We start from the raw sequence: 18,045 nt of genomic DNA, 5'->3' as shown, positions 1-18,045 counted from the left end.
CCTCGGGGCGTTTCTTGCCGCCATGCTGGCACGCCGCTCAGGGCCGGCGCCACACCCCGCGCAGCACCTCGGCGGGGCCCTGGTGCTTCGGCCCCTCGTCCAGCCGCACCGTGCCCTCGGTGCATTCCTCCAGCTCCAGCGCGCCGAAGGCGGCGTCGGCCGCCGCGCGGGTCCAGAGCAGCGCCGCCTCGCGCGGGCCGCCGGAGCGCCGGCCCTGCTGCGCGGGCGAGAAGCCCTCCAGCACCAGCAGCCCGCCGGGCCTCAGCGCCCGCACCGCCCCGGCCGCCACCACCGCGCGGTCGGCCGGCGGCAGGTGCAGGAAGATCCAGGCCACCACGTCGAATGCGCCGTCCGGGAAGGTCCAGGCCGTGAGGTCCGCCGTCTCGGCGCGCAGGCGGCGGTGGCGGCCGGCGGCGCGGGCGGTGGCGACGGGCGACCAGTCGAGCGAGAGGGTGCGCAGCCCGTGCCGGGCCAGGAACAGCCCGTTGCGCCCCTCGCCATCGCCCAGCGACAGCGCGCGGCCGCGCGGCGGCAGCCGCCACGCCTGGGCGCGCAGGTAGTCGTTGGGGGCGTCGCCGAACAGGCCCTGCCCGGCGCCGTAGCGCTCATCCCAGGCGAGGGAGGTGCTCACGGCTCCCAGCCCTCGGGCGCCATCTCGAAGCCGGCGAAGTCGAAGGCGGGGGACACGGTGCAGGCCACCAGCGCCCAGCCGGCCAGCGGCTCCGCCGCCTGCCATTCCCCCGCCGGCACCACCGCCATCAGCGCCTGCCCGGCGCCGAGGTCGGGGCCCAGCGTCACCTCCCGCCCGTCCAGCCGCAGGCGCAGCGGGCCGCCGGCCTGCCACAGCCAGCATTCCGCCGCGTCCACCCGGTGCCAGCGCGAGCGCTCGCCCGGCGCCAGCAGGAAGTGGATGGCGGTGCCCGCCCCGCGCCCGCCGCCCGGCGGGGCGTCGCGCCACGCCTCGCGGTAGTGCCCGCCCTCCGGGTGGGGGGCGAGGCCCAGCGCGGCGATGACGGCGCCGGCCGGCAGCGCGGGGTCGCGCAGGTTCATCCCTGCGGCATCGTTTCCGCGAAGGGGCGCAGCTGCACCGTCTTCTCGTACCAGCCCGCCAGCTTGGGGCGGCCGGCGCGCCAGTCCTCCGACGCGAAGCGGAAGTCCAGGTAGCCCAGGGCGCAGGCGGCGGCGACGGCGCCGATGGTCAGCGGCGCGTCCGGGTCCTCGCGCTCCAGCGCGTCCAGCGCGCGGCCGATGGCGGCCTTGGCGCGGGCGTCGAAGCGCTGGCGCCCCTCGTCCTGCGGCAGGCCGCCATGCATGCGGCGGAACACCGCGGCCTCCATCACGCCCTCGGCCAGGGCAGCGACGCGCAGGGCGTTCCAGCGCGGCAGCCCGTGGTCGGGGTAGAGCTTCTCGCCGTGGCCGATGCTGTCCAGGTACTCGCAGATCAGCTTGCTGTCGCACAGGGCCAGCCCGTCATCGGTCACCAGCGCCGGCACCTTGCTCAGCGGGTTGTCCTGCACCAGCGCCTCCGGGCTCTCGTGCGGGTTCACCGGCACGAGGTCGAGCTCCAGCCCGTGATGGATGGCCACCGCGCGCACCTTGCGCACGAAGGGGCTGGCGGCGGAGTGGTAGAGCTTCATTCCTTGTCGTCTCCTCAGCGGAAGTCGTCCTTGCCCGAGCGCAACGCGGCCAGTTCGGCCACGTCGCGCGCGCGCAGGAAGGGGTTCAGCGCCTTCTCCAGCCCCAGGGTGGTGGGAAGGCTGGGCTCGCCGCGGGCGCGGCGGGCCTTCACCTCCGCCTCGTGCGCGGCCAGGGCCTGGTTGTCCGGCTCCACATGGCGGGCGTAGCGCAGGTTGGACAGGGTGTATTCGTGCCCGCAGCACACGCGCATCGCGTCCGGCAGCGCGGCCAGCGCCCGGAGGGAGGCGAACATCTCCGCCGCCGTGCCTTCCAGCAGCCGGCCGCAGCCGATGGAGAACAGCGTGTCGCCGCACAGCAGCGCCTGGCCTTCCACGAAGGCCCAGGCGATGTGGCCGCGGGTGTGGCCGGGCGTGTCCAGCACCTGCGCCGCCGCCTCGCCCAGGGTGAACGTCTCGCCGGGCTTCACCGCGAGGTCGAGGCTGGGCAGGCGGTGGGCGTCGGCGGCGTGGCCGGCGACCCGGGCGCCGGTGGCGGCGGCCACCTGGGGCACCTCCGCCACGTGGTCGCCGTGGTGATGCGTCAGCAGGATCCAGTCCAGCCGGCCGCCCAGCGCCTGCACCCGCGCCAGCACCGGCGCGGCCACGGCGGGGTCGGCCACCGCCGTGGCGCCGGTGGCGGGGCAGCGCAGCAGCCAGGCGTAGTTGTCGTCCAGGATGGGGATCGGCTCGACGTGCAGCATGTGGCGCGGGGCTCCTTCGCGCCCCAATATCCCCGCCATGAGCGACAAGGTCCATGGGCTGCGGTCCTTCCATGCCTCGCCGCTGGGGGGCATGGCGGCGCGGCTGGTGCGCGCGCGCCTGGGCGCCCTGTGGCCGGAGGCCGGGCGGCTGGACGTGGCGGGCATCGGCTGGGCGCGCCCCTTCCTGAAGGGCCTGCCCAGCGGGCCGGGCCGGCGCCTGCTGCTGACGCCCGAGACGCTGCACGCCGCCGACGGCGCGCGCGTGCAGGAAGGCCGGCTGCCGCTGCCCGACCGCTGCCTGGACGGCATCGTGCTGGCGCACGCGCTGGAGGCCAGCCACGCCCCGCGCGCCCTGCTGCGCGAATGCTGGCGCGTGCTGCGCGACCACGGCCGGCTGCTGGTGGTGGTGCCCAACCGCCTGGGCAACTGGGCGCTGTTCGAGCACACCCCCTTCGGCCAGGGCCGCCCCTTCTCGCCCGGGCAGGCGCAGCGGCTGCTGGAGGCGCAGATGTTCCGGGTGACGCGGCGCGACGGCGCGCTGTTCCAGCCGCCGCTGCCCTGGCGCTGGGCGGTGAACCTGGCCCCGGCCTGGGAGGCGCCGGGGCGCTGGGCCATGGCCCGCTTCGCCGGCGTGCTGGTGCTGGAGGCGGAGAAGGACGCCTTCGCCGCCCTGCCCGCCGGCGCGGTCGCGGTGCGCCGGCGGGTGGTGGTGCCCGTCAGGTCCGCGGCGGGACGGCGCCTTGGCGCTCCTGCTCCGCGAGCTGGCGGAGCTGGTCGGCGCGCACCTGCTCGATGAACTCGACCGACTGGTCGCAGGCGGTGGGTGCCCCGCGCGGGGAGCGCCCGGCCGGGCAGGCGGCGCGGGCGGCGGCGATGCGGTCTTGGGCGTTGCGGTCGATCTCGCGCCGGCGGTTCGCGTACCAGTCGGCCCGGCTTTCCGGTGTGGCGAACTGCGCGGGCGGCAGGGTCACCATGATGGAGCCGGGATAGGTGCCCATGGCGCCCGAGGCCGCGTCCACCGCCACGCCGATGACGCCGCCGAGCAGCAGGTTGCCGACCGTCATGGCCTGGAACCCGGCCGGGGTGGCCACGATGCCGGGCAGGTGACCCGGGCGCTCGCAGCGCGTCGAGAGGTCCCGCGTCGAGCGGCTGATGGTGACGGTACCGGGGGTGGGGTTCACCACCGCGATCGGCGTGCCTTCGCGCGAGATCGTGCAGGTGGCGCCCGGCGGCTCGCTGGTGACGGCGATGGTGGCCGTGGTGCCCTGCGTGACGGTGGCGCAAGCGGTGGTGAGCATGAGGCCCAGCAGGGCAAGGCCCCGCAGGGCATTGGCACGGAACATCAAGACGAATCTCCCTCGGGGCACATTGCCCGACGAGGAAGCTAAGACCGCGCAGCTTCAGATTCGGTCAACAAGATGGGGCAGGAGGCCAAGAAAAACCTGGGGATACTTCCTTGCTTGATTCATTTGTTTCTTGGGCCTTATTTGTTGTCGTCGCTGATTTCCCCGGAATGCTCCCTCAGGCCCGACCCCGTCGAGCCGAACCCCCCGCCCCCGCGCGCCGTGCCGTCCAGCGCCTCCGCCTCCTCCCACGCGACGCGGGCCACGGGGGCGAAGACCGCCTGGGCCACGCGGTCGCCGCGCGCCACCGCGAAGGGCGCCGCGCCGGCGTTGAACAGGATGACGCCCACCTCGCCGCGGTAGTCCTCGTCCACCGTGCCCGGGGCGTTCAGCACGGTGACGCCGTGCTTCAGCGCCAGGCCGGAACGCGGGCGCACCTGCATCTCCCACCCCGGCGGCAGCGCCACGCACAGGCCGGTGGGCACCAGGGCGCGGCCGCCGGGCGGGATCTCCAGCGCGGCGGCGGCCAGCAGGTCCATCCCCGCGGCGCCCGCGGTGGCGTAGGCCGGCAGCGGCAGGTCCGCCGCGTGCGGAAGGCGCAGGACCTTGACCTTCATGCCAGCGCCGCCGCGACGCGCGCCGCCAGCCGCGCCGCCACCTCCTCCTTCGGCAGGCGCGGCCAGTCCTCCACCCCGGCGGCGGACACGATGTGGACCGCGTTCTCCGCACCCCCCATCACGTCACCCGAGACGTCGTTGGCCACCACCCAGTCGCAGCCCTTGCGCGCCAGCTTGGCCTGGGCGTGGGGCACCACCTGCTCCGTCTCCGCCGCGAAGCCCACCACCAGCCGCGGGCGCCGGGCATGGGCGGAGAGGGTGAGGAGGATGTCCGGGTTCAGCGCCATCTCCAGGGTCGGCGCGGCGGCGCCGGGCTGCTTCTTCATCTTCTGCCCGGCCTCGCGCGCCGGGCGCCAGTCGGCCACGGCGGCGGCGCAGATGGCGGCATCGGCCGGCAGCGCCGCCTCGCAGGCGGCCAGCATGTCGCGCGCCGTTTCCACCCGCACCACCCGCACCCCCGGCGGGTCGGGCACCTGCACGGGGCCGGACACCAGCGTGACGCGCGCCCCCAGCGCGGCGCAGGCGGCGGCGATGCCGTGGCCCTGCCGCCCGCTGCTGCGGTTGGCGATGTAGCGCACCGGGTCGATCGGCTCATGCGTCGGGCCGCTGGTGACCAGCACGTGCCGCCCCGCCAGCGGCCCATCGGCGAGGGCGGCGCGGATCAGCGGCAGCATCGCCTCGGGCTCCAGCAGGCGGCCGGGGCCGGATTCCGGCTCGGCCATCGCGCCTTCCACCGGGCCCAGGAAGCGCACGCCGCGCCCGCGCAGCGCCGCCAGGTTGGCCTGGGTGGCCGGGTGCTCCCACATCGCCGGGTTCATCGCCGGGGCGGCCAGCACCGGGGCGCGGGTGGCCAGCAGCACGCAGCCGGCCAGGTCGTCGGCCAGGCCGGCCGCCATCGCCGCCAGCCGGTGCGCCGAGGCCGGGACCACCAGCACCAGCTCGGCCCAGCGCGCCAGGCGGATGTGGCCGATCTCGCTCTCGGCGGCCCAAAGGTCGTCCATCACCGGCTGCGCGGTCAGCGCCGCCAGGGATTCCTTGGTGACGAAGCGCAGGCCGGCGGCGGTGGGCACGGCGCGCACCGTGGCCCCTTCCGCGCGCAGCAGCCGTGCCAGGGCCAGCGCCTTGAAGGCGGCGACCGAGCCGGAAACGACGAGGAGGATTCGGCGGCCTTGCATGCGTCCTTCTACCCCGCCGGCGCGGCGACCGCGAACTCGCTGAGGAACAGCCATTGCAGCAGGTTCGCGCGCACCACGGCGTCCGCCGCGTCGTCCAGCGCCGCCATGCAGGCGCGGATGTCCGCCTGCCGGTCGCCGGTGCGCGGCAGGTCCATCGGCGGGCCGATGTGCACCCGGAAGCGCGGGCCCGGCAGGCGCTCCACCCAGACCAGCTGCGGCGGCACGCCCGTCATGTGCCACAGCCGCGCCGCGTAGAGCAGGTTGCCGGTGGGCGAGAGCGCCCGGCCCAGGCGCGGCGAGGTCGGGATGCCGGAGGTCTGCGTCTCGTCCAGGTGCAGCAGCAGCGTGTCGCCGCGGCGCAGGGCGGCGGCCAGGCGCGCGCCCATGTGCGGCCCGTCCGGCAGCGGGCCCACCGCGCGGGTGCGGGCGTAGCCCTCCTGCAGCACGCGCTCGCGGAATGAGGAGGGCGGCTTCTGGTGCGGGCCGACGCCGCGGTGGCCGAAGCGCGCGCCGGTGACGGGCAGCAGCTCCCACTGCCCCGTGTGCACGCCGATGAACAGCGAGGGGTTGCGGCCCAGGTTCTCCGCGCCCGCCACCTCCACCCGTCCTTCGTCCCAGAAGCGCCAGAACACCGCCGCTTCGCAGAAGCCGCGGGTGATGTGCTCCATCGCCGCCGCCGCGCTCTCCTCCAGCGGCAGGTCGGGGCGCAGGGCGGCGATGTTGTGGCGGATGCACGCCATCTGCCCCGGGTGCAGCGGCGGCACCAGGCGGCGGCCCAGGAAGCCGGCCCAGCGGTGCGCCAGCGCCGGCGGGCCGTGGCGCATCAGCGCCACCGTGCCGCGCTCGATGGCGACGATGGCCAGGGCGCGCGCGCTCATGCCCGGCGCTCCAGCCGCATCGGCAGCGACTCGCCGGGGCGCAGGGTCAGCCGCGCCACGGGGAAGGCGCGGTGGCCGGGCACCGGGCGCAGGCGGAAGCGCCCGGCCAGGGAGGACAAGGCGATGATCGCCTCGTAGAGGCCGAAATGCTGGCCGGTGCACACCCGCGGCCCCAGCGAGAAGGGCAGGAAGGTCATCCGCGCCGGCGGCGGGGCGCCGGGCAGGAAGCGCTGCGGGCGGAACTCGTCCGGCGCCTCCCACAGCGCGCGGTGGCGGTGCACCAGCCAGGGCGACACCACGGCGATGGTGCCGGCCTCCAGCGCCAGCTCGCCCAGCGCGACGGGCGCCTGCACCTCGCGCGCCAGCAGGGGCACCGGGGGGTACAGGCGCAACGCCTCCTCCACCACCGCCCGCGCCCAGGGCAGGTGGGGGATGTCGGCGAAGCCGGCGGCGCGGCCGGCCAGCACGCGCTGCGATTCCTCCGCCACCGCCGCCTCGGCCTCCGCGTCCTCGCCGAGCAGGAACCAGCACCAGGCGAGGCAGTTGGCCGTGGTCTCGTGCCCGGCCATGAACAGGGTGATGGCCTCGTTGCGGAAGCCGCGGCGGTCCATGCCGCCGCCCTCGGCCATGGCGGCGATGAGGGAGGATTCGCCCTCGCCGGCCAGGATGCGGCCGATCAGGCCGTCCACCACCGCCTGGATGCGCCGCGCCGCGCCGCGGGCACGGAAGCCGTGCCAGCGCGGCAGGAAGTCCGGCAGGTTCAGCAGGGACAGCAGGTCGGTGTTGCCCACCACCGCCTGGTACTCGGCGAAGGCGGCCACCACCTGCCCCGCCGCCTGCCGCCCCAGCGCCGCGCCGAACAAGGTGCGGGAGATCACCTCGGCCGCAAAGCGCCCCATCTCGGCCAGCGCGTCCAGCACGGCGCCGTCGGGCCGGCGGGCCCAGTCCCCGGCCCATTCCTCGGCCACCTGCGTCATCACCGGCACCAGTTCCGCCAGGCGCGAGGGGTGGGTGACGCGCTGCACCTGCGGGCGGCGGCGCTTCCACACCAGTCCGTCGGAGATGAACAGCCCGTCGCCCAGCAGCGGCTCCAGCGCGTGGCGCATCTGCGGCGACTTGCGCTCGAAGGCCGCGTGGCCCTCCACGAAGGCGGCGGAGATCAGCGCCGGGTCGTTCAGCACCACGATGCGCCGGCCCAGGATGCGGGTGTCGATGACCGGGGCGCCGAAGGCGGCGGTGTTCCAGATGGAGATGAACGAGCGCGCGCCGCGGCGCAGCAGCTCCAGCGGCGGCAGCCGCCCCTCGTGCCGCGGCGGGAAGGGCGGGGTCACCCCTTGTGGACGCGCAACGGGCCCCAGGCCTGGCCCACCGGCATCACCTGCAGCGTGTTGACGTTCACCCGCGCCGGGCGGGTGGCCACCCATTCCACCGCGTCGGCGATGTCCTCGGGCGTCAGCGGGTCGGCGTTCTCGTAGATGCCGGCGGCGCGCGCGGCGTCGCCGCCGAAGCGCACCGTGCTGAACTCGGTGCCGCCCACCAGACCGGGCTCGATGTCCGTCACCCGGACCCTGGTCCCCCACAGGTCGGCGCGCAGGTTCAGGGAGAACTGGCGCACGAAGGCCTTGGTGGCGCCGTAGACGTTGCCGCCCGGATAGGGCCATTCCCCGGCGGTGGAGCCGATGTTGACCACGTGCCCCGCATCGCGCGCCACCATGCCCGGCAGCACCGCGCGGGTGACGTGCAGCAGCCCCTTCACGTTGGTGTCCACCATGCGCTCCCATTCCTCCGGGTCGGCCTGGTGGGCGGGGGCCAGGCCCAGGGCCAGGCCGGCATTGTTCACCAGCAGGTCCACCGCGGCCCATCCGGGCGGCAGGGCGGCGATGGCGGCCTCCGTCGCCGCGCGGTCGCGCACGTCCAGGGGGATGGCAAGGCAATGTTCCGCCCCCAATTCGTTCCGCAGGTCGTCGAGCCGCGCGGCGCGGCGGCCGGTGGCGATGACGCGGTCGCCGCGGGCGGCGAAGCGGCGGGCGATGGCCAGGCCGAAGCCCGCGGTGGCACCGGTGACGAGGACGATCATGCGCGCACATCCGTTCAGGCTGGGTCAAGCTGCCCACCAGTATCGCGCCCGGCATGGTCTTGAAACTGTCGGACAGATGAACCACCTGCAATGTGTCGGCCGGCGCTGGAGACCGCGGGCAAGCGGCGCGCCCCCTTCGTCCGAGGGGCCTGTTGAGCCGGCAGCCAGGGGGATCCCTTCCCGCTGGTCCTTGGGCGCTGAGCCGTGCGCCTCCCCGAGCCTGCGAAGCCTTGAGGAGTCCCGCATGATGCCCCGCGTCACGCGCCGTGCCGGCGCGTCCCTGCTGCTGGCCGGCCTATTCGGCCCGGCCCTGGCCCAGCCGGGCACGCCCGACATCGCCCTGCGCCTGGATGAGCGGCAGGTGCGCTCCGCCGGCATCGACCTCGCGCGGGTGGAGCCGGAAAGCGGCCCCTCCGAGATCGCGCTGCCTGGGCAGGTGGTGGTGCCGCCCAACCAGCTGCGCGTGGTCGCCGCCCCGGCCACCGGGCTGATCGAGGCCATCTTCGTCGCCCCCGACGAACGCGTGCGCGCCGGCCAGGCCGTGGTCCGCCTGCGTTCGACCGAGCTGGTGGAGGCGCAGCGCCTGTTCCTGCAGGCCGCCACCGCCGCCGACCTGGCCAAGGAGAAGCTGCGCCGCGACGAGCAGCTGTTCCGCGAGCGCGTGATCGCCGAGCGCCGGCTGATCATCACCCGCGCCGAGACCCGCGCCGCCGAGGCCGCGCTGGACGAGCGCACCCAGATGCTGTCCCTGCTGGGGATGGGCGATGGCGAGGTCGAGGCGCTCAGGCGCCACCGCCGCATCCAGCAGGGGCTGGTGGTCTCCGCGCCAATGGGCGGCGTCGTCATCGGCCGCGCCGCCACCCCGGGCGAGCGCGTGGCCCAGGCCGCGCCCCTGCTGACGGTGGCCGACCTGCGGACGCTGTGGATCAACATCCAGGTCCCCATCGCCCGCGCGCCGGCGCTGGAGAACAACGCCCGCGTGATGGTGCCCGCCCTGGGGGCGGAGGGCTTCGTGCTGCGCGTGGGCCGCACGGCGGACGCCGCCACCCAGTCCGTGCTGGCCACGGCGGAGATGAACGTGGGCGCCGAGGCCCTGCGCCCCGGCCAGGCGGTGACGGTGACGCTGCAGGTGCGCGCCGCCGGGCAGCCGCAATGGCGCGTGCCCGCCGGCTCCGTGGTGCGCCACCGCGAGCGTTCCTGGGTGTTCCTGCGCACGCGCGAGGGCTTCCTGGCCCGGCCGGTGCAGGTGGTGAACGAGACGGCGCAGTTCGTCTCCATCCGCGGCGACCTGTCGCCCGACGCCCAGGTGGCGACGCGCGGCATGCTCGCCCTGCTGGCGGAACTCGCGGAAGCGGACCAGTCCTGATGCTCGGACGCCTGGTGGACACGGCGCTGCGCCAGCGCCTGCTCGTGATCATCGCCGCGCTGGGGCTGGCGGCCTGGGGGTGGAACTCCTACCGCGCCCTGCCGATCGACGCCTTCCCCGACGTCTCGCCCACCCAGGTGCTGGTCTCCATGCGCGCCCCCGGCCTGACGCCGGAGGAGCTGGAGCGCCGGGTGACCCAGCCGGTGGAGCTGGCGATGCGCGGCATCCCCAACCTCACCTTCATGCGCTCGGTCACGCGCTTCTCCGTCACGCTGATGACCTTCGAGTTCGCGCCGGGCACGGACATCTTCTGGGCCCGCGCCCAGGTGAACGAGCGCCTGAACGAGATCGAGGACCAGCTTCCCTCCGGCGTGGACGGGGGCCTCGCGCCCATCATCACGCCGCTGGCCGAGATGCTGATGTTCACCCTGGAGGGGCCGGACCTGGCCCCGCGCGACGCGCGCACCATGCTGGACTGGGTGGTGCGCCCGCAGCTGCGCGCCGTGCCCGGCGTGGCGGACGTGAACGTGCTGGGCGGCTACGTCCGCACCTACGAGGTGGTGCCCGACCCGGCGGCCATGGCCGCGCGCGGCATCACCACCGTGATGCTGGAGGAGGCGATCGAGCGCAACAACCGCAACGACGGCGCCGGGCGCGTGCGCGACGGCGAGGAGGCGCTGCTGGTGCGCGCCGAGGGCCGCATCCAGAACCTGGACGACGTGCGCGCGATCGTGCTGGTGTCGCGGCCCACCGGCGTGGTGCGGGTGGGCGACGTGGCGGACGTGCGCTTCGGCGCCCTGCCGCGCAACGGCGTGGTGACGCGCGACGGCGAGGGCGAGGCGGTGTGGGGCCTGGTGCTGGGCCTGCGCGGCGCCAACGCGCGCGAGGTGGTGGAGGGCGCCAAGGCGCGCATCCCCGCCATCGAGCGCCAGCTGCCCGAGGGCGTGCGGCTGGTGATGTTCTACGACCGCGCCGACCTGATCGGCAAGGCGGTGTGGACGGTGCAGAAGGTGCTGCTGGAGGCGATCGCCCTGGTGGTGGTGCTGCTGCTGCTGTTCCTGGGCAACTGGCGCGCGGCGCTGGTGGTCTCGCTCTCGCTGCCGCTCGCCGTGCTGGCCACCTTCGGCGTGATGAAGTGGTACGGGCTGAGCGCCAACATCATGTCGCTGGGCGGCATGGCCATCGCCATCGGCCTGCTGGTGGACTGCGCGGTGGTGGTGGTGGAGAACGTGGCCCACCGCTTCCACGAGCTGCCCGAGAAGCCCTCGCTGGCGCAGAAGGTGCGCATCACGGCGGAGGCGACGCGGGAGGTGGCGGTGCCGCTGGTCTCGGGCGTGATCATCATCGTGGGCGTCTTCGTGCCGCTGCTGTCGCTGCAGGGGCTGGAGGGGCGGCTGTTCGGCCCCGTGGCGCTGACCATCGCCTTCGCGCTGATCGCGGCGCTGACGCTGTCGCTGACGGTGGTGCCGGTGCTGTGCGCCACCCTGCTGCGCGGCGGCCACGCGGGCGAGCCCTGGCTGGTGCGCAAGCTGCACCGCGTCTACGACCCCTTCCTGGAATGGGCGCTGAAGCGGCCGCTGGTGATCGGCGGCGCGGCGCTGGCCGGTCTGGTGGCGGCCGTGCTGGCCTTCGGGCAGATCGGGTCCATCTTCATCCCCTCCATGGACGAGGGCACGCCGGTGGTGACGGTGCGCAAGCACCCCACCATCAACGTGGAGAACGCCGCCGACACCGACATCCGCATCGCGCACGAGATCCGCCAGCGGGTGCCGGAGGTGCGCGGCATCATGGCCCGCGCCGGCGCCGACGAGCTGGGCATCGACCCGGTCGGCCTGAACGAGACGGACATGTTCTTCCAGATGGCGCCCACGGAGGAGTGGCGGCCGGAGGCGCAGCAGGGAGGCACGGCCTGGGTGATGGACCGCGTGCGCGAGGTGCTGGACGGTTTCCCGGGCATCACCTACGCCTTCTCGCAGCCCATCGACATGCGCGTGCAGGAGATGATCATCGGCGCGCGCGGCGACGTGGTGATCAAGGTGTTCGGCCCGGAGATCCCCGAGCTGAACCGCCTGTCGCGCGAGGTGGAGGCCGCGGTGCGCGGCGTGGCCGGCGCCACCGACGTCTTCGCCCTGCGCAACGAGGGCATGAAGTACCTGACCGTGCGGGTGGACCGCCTGGCCGCCGGCCGGCTGGGGCTCAACGCCTCCGAGGTGCAGGAGGCGCTGCGCGCCTGGGTGGATGGCCGCCGCGTGGGCGAGGTGCTGGAGGGCGACCGCCGCATCCCCGTGCTGCTGCGCGGCGAGGAGAACCTGCGCCGCTCGGCCGGCGACCTGGCGCGGGTGCAGATCGCGCTGCCCCAGGGCGGCACCGTGCTGCTCTCCCAGGTGGCGGAGGTGCGCGAGGAGGAAGGCGCGGTGCAGGTGATCCGCGAGCAGGCGCAGCGCTTCCAGACCGTGCTGAGCAACGTGCGCGGCCGCGACATCGGCAGCTTCGTGGCCGAGGCGCGGGCGGCGGTGGCCGCGAGCGTGCAGCTTCCCGTGGGCTACGAGATCGTGTGGGGCGGGCAGTTCGAGAACCAGCAGCGCGCCCAGGCGCGGCTGATGGTGGTGGTGCCCATGGCCATGGCGGGCATCTTCCTGCTGCTCTACCTCACCTTCGGCTCGGTGCGGCAGGCCACGCTGGTGTTCTGCAACGTGCCCTTCGCGCTGATCGGCGGCGTGCTGGCGCTGTGGGCCTCGGGCGAGTTCATCTCCGTGCCCGCCTCGGTGGGCTTCCTGTGCCTGATGGGCATCGCGGTGCTCAACGGCGTGGTGCTCATCTCCTACATCAACCGCCTGATCGCGGAGGAGGGGCTGGACCTGTCGCGCGCGGTGCGCGAGGGGGCGAAGCGCCGCATGACGCCGGTGACGCTCACCGCCTCCATCGCCGCGCTGGCGCTGGTGCCCTTCCTGTTCGCCACCGGCCCGGGCAGCGAGATCCAGCGCCCGCTGGCGGTGGTGGTGATCGGCGGGCTGGTGACGGCGACGGTGCTGACGCTGGTGCTGCTGCCCATCCTGTACGAGCGCTTCGCCCTGCCGCGCGCGCGGCAGCCGGCGAAGGCGAAGGCCAAGGTGGCGGCGGCCCTGCTGCTGGGCCTCGGTCTGGGGCTGGCGCAGCCGGCGCAGGCCCAGCTCTCGGCCCATGTGGACGCGGCGATGGCGCTGGACGCCGGGGCGCGCGCCATCGCCGCCCAGCGCGAGGCGGCGGCGGCGCGCTCGGCCACCGTGCGCTCGGTCACGCCGCTGCCGCCGGCCGTCTCGGGCTCCGCGCGCTCCGACCTGCGCGGCCCGCGCGAGCTGCGGGAGTTCGATGCCGAGCTGGCGCTGCCGCTCTGGCTGCCCGGCCAGCGCAGCGCCCTGTCCGGCACGGTGGCCGCCAACGTGGAGGAGCGCGAGCGCGCCCTGGCGCTGCGGCGGCTGGAGGTGGCCGGCGCCCTGCGCGACGCCTGGTGGAACGCCGCCGAGGCGCAGCGCCTGGTGCAGCTGGCGCGCGAGCGCCTGTCCTCCGCCCGCGCCTTGTCGAACGACGTCGGCCGACGTGCCCAGCTGGGCGACATCGCCCCCTCCGAAGGGCTGCTGGGCCGCAACGAGGTGCTGGCGGCCGAGCTGGCCCTGGCGCAGGCGCAGGCCGAGGCGGCGCAGGCGCGCGCCATCTACCGCGCCGTCACCGGCGGGCTGGAGCCCAACCTGCCGCCGGAGCGCCCGCAGCCCCGCGCCGCGCTGCACCCCGCGCTGGCCGCCGGGCAGGCGGCGGTGGCGGCGGCCGAGGCGCGCTCGCGCTACGTCGCGGCCACCCCGCGCGACAACCCGGAGGTCGGGCTGTTCACCCGGCACGAGAACGGGCTGGTGGCCAGCGACAGCACCTCCATCGGCGTGCGGCTGCGCCTGCCGCTGGCCACCGAGGGGCGCAACGCCCCCCGCCGCGCCGACGCCCAGGCCGAGCTGACCCGCGCCGCCGCCGAGCTGGCCCAGGCGCGGCGCCTGGTGGAAAGCGGGGTGGAGCGCGCCCTGCTGGCCCTAAACGCCGCCGAGGCCGCGCTGCGCATCGCCCGCCAGCGCCTGTCCGTGGCGCAGGAGCAGGAGCGCATCGCGCTGACCGCCTTCCGCGGCGGCGAGATCCTCACCTTCGACCTGTTCCGGGTGCGGCAGTTGCGGCTGGAGGCGGCGAACGACGCCGGGCGCGCCGAGGTGGAGGTGAACCGCGCGCGCTCGCGCGTGAACCAGGCGGGCGGCGTCATCCCGTGACGCGCCGCATCGCGCTGGTGTTTCCCGCCACCAACACCACCACGCCGGCGGAATGCGACGCGCTGGCGCCGCCGGGCGTGGCCAACATCCACGCCCGCATCGCCAACCCCGACCAGGCGGTGCGATCGGACGCCGACACGCTGGCGGTGCGCCGGGCCATGCTGGACGGGCTGATGGCCGCCGTGGAGGAAGCCGCCGCCCAGCGTCCGGACGCGCTGCTGCTGGGCGTGATGGTGGAGAACTTCGCCGGCCCCGAGGCGCCGGCCCTGCTGGCGCGGGTGCGCGCGGCGGCCGGCTGCCCGGTGACGGACTACACCACGGCCATCCTGGCCGAGCTGCCGCCGCGCAGCCGCATCGGCCTGCTGACGCCCTTCATGCCGGTGGGCGACGCCGCCGCTCGCCGCCTGTTCGAGGAGGCCGGGCACCAGGTGGTGCGGCTGCAAGGGCTGCGCGCCCCCTCGCCCGCCGCCATCGCCGCCATCGGCGAGGACCGGCTGCGCGCGGCGCTGGACGCGCTGGACGCGCCGGACGTCACGCACCTGGTGCAGGTGGGCACCAACCTGCGCTTCGCCGCGCTGGCGGCGGCGGAGCAGGCCCGGCGCGGCAAGCCGGTGCTGGCCTCCAACCCCGTGCTCTACCGCCACGCCCTGAACGCCCTGACCTGAACGCCCTGACCTGCGCGCCTTGACCTGGGGGCCGGGAAAACCAAGACTCCGGGGTGGATGAACACGCCGCCCCGCCCGCCGGGCCTGCTGCCCGCCCCCAGCCTCGCCAGCGCCCTCGACCCCCGCGCGACCGCCGTGCTGCGCGAACTGGTGGAGGTCTATGTCCAGACCGGCGAGCCCGTGGGCTCGCGCACGCTGTCGCGCCGGCTGCCGCTGAACCTTTCCCCCGCCTCCATCCGCAACGTGATGGCCGACCTGGAGGAGGCGGGGCTGCTCTACGCGCCGCACACCTCCGCCGGCCGCCTGCCCACCCAGCAAGGCCTGCGCCTGTTCGTGGACGGGCTGCTGGAATTCGGCGACCTGAGCGCGGAGGAGCGCGAGCGCATCGCCGCCCGCTGCGCCGCCCATGGCCGCTCCCTGCAGGAGACGATGGCCGAGGCGGGGCAGATGCTGTCCGGCCTCGCGGGTGCGGCCGGGCTGGTGGTCGCGCCTAAGGGCGAGGCGGCGCTGCGCCACATCGAGTTCGTCCCCCTCGGCCCCGGCCGCGCCCTGGTGGTGCTGGTGAGCGAGGATGGCCGGGTGGAGAACCGCGTCATCGAGGTGCCACCGGGCCTGCCGCCCGCCGCCCTGGTGCAGGCCGGCAACTACCTCAACGCCCGGCTGGCCGGCCGCACCCTGGAGGAGACGCGCGAGACGGTGGGCGAGGAGATCGCCGCCAACCGAACCGCGCTGGACGCGCTGACGCACCAGGTGATCGAGGCCGGGCTGGCCACCTGGGCCGGCGGCTCCGCCGGCAGCCTGATCCTGCGCGGGCAGGCGCGGCTGCTGGAGAACGTGGAGAACCTGGCCCGCGTGCAGGAGATCTCCGCCCTGTTCGAGCGGCTGGAGGCGCAGGAGACCACCCTGAAGCTGCTGGAGCTGGCCCAGCGCGGTGAGGGGGTGCAGATCTTCATCGGTGCCGAATCCGGCCTGTTCAACTCCGCCGGGCTGTCGGTGGTGGTGGCGCCGTTCCGGAACGCGCAGGAGCGCATCGTCGGAGCGATCGGCGTCATCGGGCCCTCGCGCATCAACTACGGGCGTGTCATCCCCGTGGTGGACTACACGGCCCGCGTGCTGGGGCGGTTGCTGGGTTGATGCGCGCGCCGGCGGCCATTACCTGGGCGGCATGAGCGAACAGCAGCCCGAGAAGCCCGAAGCCCTGAACGACGCCGTGGCCCCCGAGGCCCAGCCCGACCCCGCGCCGGAGGACCGCGCCGCCGCCCTGGAGGCCAAGGTGGCCGAGCTGGAATCCGCCCTGCTCTACGCCCGCGCCGAGACGGCCAACGCCGTGCGCCGCGGCAAGGAGGAGGCGGAGAAGGCGCGCCTTTTCGCCGTGCAGAAATTCGCCGCCGACGTGGTGGAGGCCGCCGAGAACCTGCGCCGCGGCCTGGACGCCCTGCCCCCGCCCGCCGAGGACGAGCCCGAGCTGGTGGCCAAGCTGCGCGGCGGCTTCGAGGGGGTGGAGCGCTTCTTCCTCCAGCGCCTGGAGGCCAACGGCATCCAGCGCAAGCCCGCCCAGGGCGAGGCCTTCGACCCCGCGCTGCACCAGGCGATGAGCGAGGCCCCGGCGCCGGAGGGCGTGGCGCCCGGCACCGTGCTGCAGGCCTGGAGCCACGCCTGGACGCTGAACGGCCGCCTGCTGAAGCCGGCCATGGTGGTGGTGGCCGCCAAGGGGTGATCCGCCCGGTCACCGACGCCGACATCCCCGCCCTGGCGGCGCTGAACGACGCCGAGGCGGAGCACGTCAACGCCCTGGGCGAGTCCGGGCTGCGCGCCCTGCTGGGCGCCGCCTGGCTGGCGCTGCGGGCGGAGGGCGCGCTGCTGGTGGCCCTGCGCGGCGACACCCCGAGCCAGGGGCCCAACCACGCCTGGTTCCAGGCGCGCCTGCCCGCCTTCGCCTACGTGGACCGCGTGGTGGTGGCCCCCGCCGCCCGCGGCCGCGGCCTGGCGCGGGCGCTGTACGCGGAGGTGGAGGCGCGCGCCCGCGCGGCGGGGCTGCCCCTGCTGTGCTGCGAGGTGAACCTGCTGCCGCCCAACCCCGCCTCCCTGGCCTTCCACGCCGCGCTGGGCTTCGCGCCGATGGGCGAGGCGACGGACCCGCGCAACGGCAAGGTGGTGCGCTACCTCTGCAAGCCGCTGGGCTGACCGGCGCGCCACCTTTCCAGCCCCGGCGGTTTCTGGCACCCAGGCCGGGCCCGCCGAGGAACCCCGATGCCCCATGCCCTCATCACCGGCGTCACCGGCCAGGACGGCGCCTACCTGGCGCGGCTGCTGCTGGGCAAGGGCTACCGCGTCTTCGGCCTGCTGCGCCGCTCCGCCTCCGCCGACGTGGTGGGGGAGCGCCTGCGCTGGCTGGGCATCGAGGGCCGGGTGGAGATGCTGGACGCCGACCTGTCCGACCTCGCCTCCATCCTGCGCGCCATCGAGGCGGCGCAGCCGGACGAGATCTACAACCTCGGCGCCCAGAGCTTCGTCAAGACCTCCTGGACGCAGCCCATCCTCACCGGGCAGGTGACCGGGCTGGGCGCGGTGAACATGCTGGAGGCGACGCGGCTGGTGGCGCCGCGGGCGCGCTTCTACCAGGCCTCCTCCAGCGAGATGTACGGGCTGATCCAGCGGCCCGTGCAGGACGAGGCCACCCCCTTCTACCCGCGCTCGCCCTACGCCGCCGCCAAGCTCTACGCCCACTGGATGACGGTGAACTACCGCGAGAGCTTCGGCCTGCACGCCTCCTCCGGCATCCTGTTCAACCACGAGAGCCCGCTGCGCGGCATCGAGTTCGTCACCCGCAAGATCACCGACGGCGTGGCGCGCATCCGGCTGGGGCTGGCCGAGGCGCTGCCGCTGGGCAACCTGGACGCCACGCGCGACTGGGGCCACGCGGCAGACTACGTGGAGGCGATGTGGCTGATGCTGCAGCAGGAGCAGCCGGGCGACTACGTGGTGGCCACCGGCCGCACCACCTCCGTGCGGGAGTTCTGCCGGCTGGCCTTCGCCCATGCCGGGCTGGACTGGGAACGCCACGTGCGGGTGGACCCCGCCTTCCTGCGCCCGGCCGAGGTGGACGTGCTGCGGGGCGACGCCACCCGCGCCCGCCGCGTGCTGGGCTGGGCCCCGCGCACCAGCCTGGAGGAGATGGTGGCCGAGATGGTGGAGGCCGACCTCCGCCGCCACCGCGAGCGCGCGGACCGGCCCTCCCGCGGGCCCGGCCCGCCGCCCTGAGCG

The 18,045-nt window shown here is 75.1% G+C and carries 18 protein-coding genes; 8 read left to right on the top strand and 10 right to left on the bottom strand.

Features of this window, described 5'->3' with window-relative positions; genetic code table 11:
• Nucleotides 1-37: 37 nt before the first annotated feature.
• The 4 genes from ACI6QG_RS05950 to gloB are packed head-to-tail and all read right to left on the bottom strand — an operon-like array spanning nucleotide 38 to nucleotide 2,377.
• Entirely contained in the window at nucleotides 38-631 is a 594-nt protein-coding gene (locus ACI6QG_RS05950) for a class I SAM-dependent methyltransferase (RefSeq protein WP_407023654.1), read from the bottom strand.
• Entirely contained in the window at nucleotides 628-1,050 is a 423-nt protein-coding gene (locus tag ACI6QG_RS05945; protein WP_407023653.1) for a cupin domain-containing protein, read from the bottom strand. The genes ACI6QG_RS05950 and ACI6QG_RS05945 overlap by 4 nt, the downstream gene beginning before the upstream one ends.
• Nucleotides 1,047-1,637: a glutathione S-transferase N-terminal domain-containing protein gene (locus ACI6QG_RS05940; RefSeq protein ID WP_407023652.1), complete on the bottom strand. Its 591-nt coding sequence runs from the start codon at nucleotides 1,635-1,637 to the stop codon at nucleotides 1,047-1,049. The genes ACI6QG_RS05945 and ACI6QG_RS05940 overlap by 4 nt, the downstream gene beginning before the upstream one ends.
• 14 nt (nucleotides 1,638-1,651) lie before the next feature.
• The gene (gene gloB, locus ACI6QG_RS05935; protein ID WP_407023651.1) at nucleotides 1,652-2,377 is read right to left on the bottom strand and encodes a hydroxyacylglutathione hydrolase; all 726 of its coding nucleotides are present in this window, start codon (nucleotides 2,375-2,377) and stop codon (nucleotides 1,652-1,654) included.
• A 37-nt stretch (nucleotides 2,378-2,414) separates the two neighbouring features.
• On the opposite strand from gloB, the gene ACI6QG_RS05930 reads away from it, so the two are divergent.
• A complete protein-coding gene (locus ACI6QG_RS05930) occupies nucleotides 2,415-3,173 on the top strand; it encodes a methyltransferase domain-containing protein (protein ID WP_407023650.1) in 759 nt (252 codons plus the stop codon).
• Here ACI6QG_RS05930 and ACI6QG_RS05925 read toward each other — a convergent pair.
• From ACI6QG_RS05925 to ACI6QG_RS05900, 6 genes are all read right to left on the bottom strand, one after another.
• The gene (locus ACI6QG_RS05925) at nucleotides 3,094-3,720 is read right to left on the bottom strand and encodes a hypothetical protein (RefSeq protein ID WP_407023649.1); all 627 of its coding nucleotides are present in this window, start codon (nucleotides 3,718-3,720) and stop codon (nucleotides 3,094-3,096) included. The genes ACI6QG_RS05930 and ACI6QG_RS05925 overlap by 80 nt on opposite strands.
• 140 nt (nucleotides 3,721-3,860) lie before the next feature.
• On the bottom strand, nucleotides 3,861-4,337 hold the full coding sequence (gene dut / locus ACI6QG_RS05920; protein WP_407023648.1) for a dUTP diphosphatase: 477 nt from the start codon (nucleotides 4,335-4,337) through the stop codon (nucleotides 3,861-3,863).
• Nucleotides 4,334-5,512 (bottom strand): bifunctional phosphopantothenoylcysteine decarboxylase/phosphopantothenate--cysteine ligase CoaBC, encoded by a 1,179-nt coding sequence (gene coaBC / locus ACI6QG_RS05915; RefSeq protein WP_407023647.1) that lies wholly within the window; start codon nucleotides 5,510-5,512, stop codon nucleotides 4,334-4,336. Before coaBC ends, dut begins: the two co-directional genes overlap by 4 nt.
• 8 nt (nucleotides 5,513-5,520) lie before the next feature.
• Nucleotides 5,521-6,390 carry a lysophospholipid acyltransferase family protein gene (locus ACI6QG_RS05910; protein ID WP_407023646.1) on the bottom strand — a complete coding sequence of 290 codons (870 nt, stop codon included), beginning with the start codon at nucleotides 6,388-6,390 and terminating at the stop codon, nucleotides 5,521-5,523.
• A complete protein-coding gene (locus tag ACI6QG_RS05905) occupies nucleotides 6,387-7,721 on the bottom strand; it encodes a cytochrome P450 (RefSeq protein WP_407023645.1) in 1,335 nt (444 codons plus the stop codon). The genes ACI6QG_RS05910 and ACI6QG_RS05905 overlap by 4 nt, the downstream gene beginning before the upstream one ends.
• Nucleotides 7,718-8,467 carry an SDR family oxidoreductase gene (locus ACI6QG_RS05900; RefSeq protein WP_407023644.1) on the bottom strand — a complete coding sequence of 250 codons (750 nt, stop codon included), beginning with the start codon at nucleotides 8,465-8,467 and terminating at the stop codon, nucleotides 7,718-7,720. Before ACI6QG_RS05900 ends, ACI6QG_RS05905 begins: the two co-directional genes overlap by 4 nt.
• 244 nt (nucleotides 8,468-8,711) lie before the next feature.
• Between ACI6QG_RS05900 and ACI6QG_RS05895 the strand changes: the two genes are divergently transcribed.
• The 7 genes from ACI6QG_RS05895 (at nucleotide 8,712) to ACI6QG_RS05865 (ending at nucleotide 18,042) form a co-directional block, all read left to right on the top strand.
• A complete protein-coding gene (locus tag ACI6QG_RS05895) occupies nucleotides 8,712-9,833 on the top strand; it encodes an efflux RND transporter periplasmic adaptor subunit (RefSeq protein WP_407023643.1) in 1,122 nt (373 codons plus the stop codon).
• Nucleotides 9,833-14,116, top strand: coding sequence for a CusA/CzcA family heavy metal efflux RND transporter (locus ACI6QG_RS05890; RefSeq protein WP_407023642.1), 4,284 nt, complete (start codon nucleotides 9,833-9,835; stop codon nucleotides 14,114-14,116). Before ACI6QG_RS05895 ends, ACI6QG_RS05890 begins: the two co-directional genes overlap by 1 nt.
• Entirely contained in the window at nucleotides 14,113-14,781 is a 669-nt protein-coding gene (locus tag ACI6QG_RS05885) for a hypothetical protein (RefSeq protein ID WP_407023641.1), read from the top strand. The genes ACI6QG_RS05890 and ACI6QG_RS05885 overlap by 4 nt, the downstream gene beginning before the upstream one ends.
• A 57-nt stretch (nucleotides 14,782-14,838) precedes the next feature.
• On the top strand, nucleotides 14,839-15,915 hold the full coding sequence (hrcA, locus tag ACI6QG_RS05880) for a heat-inducible transcriptional repressor HrcA (RefSeq protein WP_407023640.1): 1,077 nt from the start codon (nucleotides 14,839-14,841) through the stop codon (nucleotides 15,913-15,915).
• Between the two features lie 31 nt (nucleotides 15,916-15,946).
• Nucleotides 15,947-16,498, top strand: a complete 552-nt coding sequence (locus ACI6QG_RS05875) for a nucleotide exchange factor GrpE (RefSeq protein ID WP_407023639.1) — start codon at nucleotides 15,947-15,949, stop codon at nucleotides 16,496-16,498.
• A complete protein-coding gene (locus ACI6QG_RS05870; RefSeq protein WP_407023638.1) occupies nucleotides 16,495-16,965 on the top strand; it encodes a GNAT family N-acetyltransferase in 471 nt (156 codons plus the stop codon). The genes ACI6QG_RS05875 and ACI6QG_RS05870 overlap by 4 nt, the downstream gene beginning before the upstream one ends.
• A gap of 66 nt (nucleotides 16,966-17,031) precedes the next feature.
• The gene (locus tag ACI6QG_RS05865; RefSeq protein ID WP_407023637.1) at nucleotides 17,032-18,042 is read left to right on the top strand and encodes a GDP-mannose 4,6-dehydratase; all 1,011 of its coding nucleotides are present in this window, start codon (nucleotides 17,032-17,034) and stop codon (nucleotides 18,040-18,042) included.
• Nucleotides 18,043-18,045: the final 3 nt, after the last annotated feature.

The organism is Sabulicella flocculans (assembly GCF_045449635.1).
Classification (GTDB): domain Bacteria; phylum Pseudomonadota; class Alphaproteobacteria; order Acetobacterales; family Acetobacteraceae; genus Roseococcus.
The sequence above is the reverse complement of the archived record's forward strand: the minus strand, read 5'-3'. Positions and strand labels throughout refer to the sequence as shown.

Excerpts from the sequence above, each read along its gene's own strand:
- gloB (WP_407023651.1), bottom strand. The coding sequence starts at position 2,377 with ATGCTGCACGTCGAGCCGATCCCCATCCTGGACGACAACTACGCCTGG.
- ACI6QG_RS05875 (WP_407023639.1), top strand. The coding sequence starts at position 15,947 with ATGAGCGAACAGCAGCCCGAGAAGCCCGAAGCCCTGAACGACGCCGTG.
- ACI6QG_RS05900 (WP_407023644.1), bottom strand. The coding sequence starts at position 8,467 with ATGATCGTCCTCGTCACCGGTGCCACCGCGGGCTTCGGCCTGGCCATC.
- ACI6QG_RS05940 (WP_407023652.1), bottom strand. The coding sequence starts at position 1,637 with ATGAAGCTCTACCACTCCGCCGCCAGCCCCTTCGTGCGCAAGGTGCGC.
- ACI6QG_RS05925 (WP_407023649.1), bottom strand. The coding sequence starts at position 3,720 with ATGTTCCGTGCCAATGCCCTGCGGGGCCTTGCCCTGCTGGGCCTCATG.
- ACI6QG_RS05910 (WP_407023646.1), bottom strand. The coding sequence starts at position 6,390 with ATGAGCGCGCGCGCCCTGGCCATCGTCGCCATCGAGCGCGGCACGGTG.
- ACI6QG_RS05890 (WP_407023642.1), top strand. The coding sequence starts at position 9,833 with ATGCTCGGACGCCTGGTGGACACGGCGCTGCGCCAGCGCCTGCTCGTG.
- ACI6QG_RS05895 (WP_407023643.1), top strand. The coding sequence starts at position 8,712 with ATGATGCCCCGCGTCACGCGCCGTGCCGGCGCGTCCCTGCTGCTGGCC.
- coaBC (WP_407023647.1), bottom strand. The coding sequence starts at position 5,512 with ATGCAAGGCCGCCGAATCCTCCTCGTCGTTTCCGGCTCGGTCGCCGCC.
- ACI6QG_RS05865 (WP_407023637.1), top strand. The coding sequence starts at position 17,032 with ATGCCCCATGCCCTCATCACCGGCGTCACCGGCCAGGACGGCGCCTAC.
- dut (WP_407023648.1), bottom strand. The coding sequence starts at position 4,337 with ATGAAGGTCAAGGTCCTGCGCCTTCCGCACGCGGCGGACCTGCCGCTG.
- ACI6QG_RS05945 (WP_407023653.1), bottom strand. The coding sequence starts at position 1,050 with ATGAACCTGCGCGACCCCGCGCTGCCGGCCGGCGCCGTCATCGCCGCG.
- ACI6QG_RS05930 (WP_407023650.1), top strand. The coding sequence starts at position 2,415 with ATGAGCGACAAGGTCCATGGGCTGCGGTCCTTCCATGCCTCGCCGCTG.
- hrcA (WP_407023640.1), top strand. The coding sequence starts at position 14,839 with ATGAACACGCCGCCCCGCCCGCCGGGCCTGCTGCCCGCCCCCAGCCTC.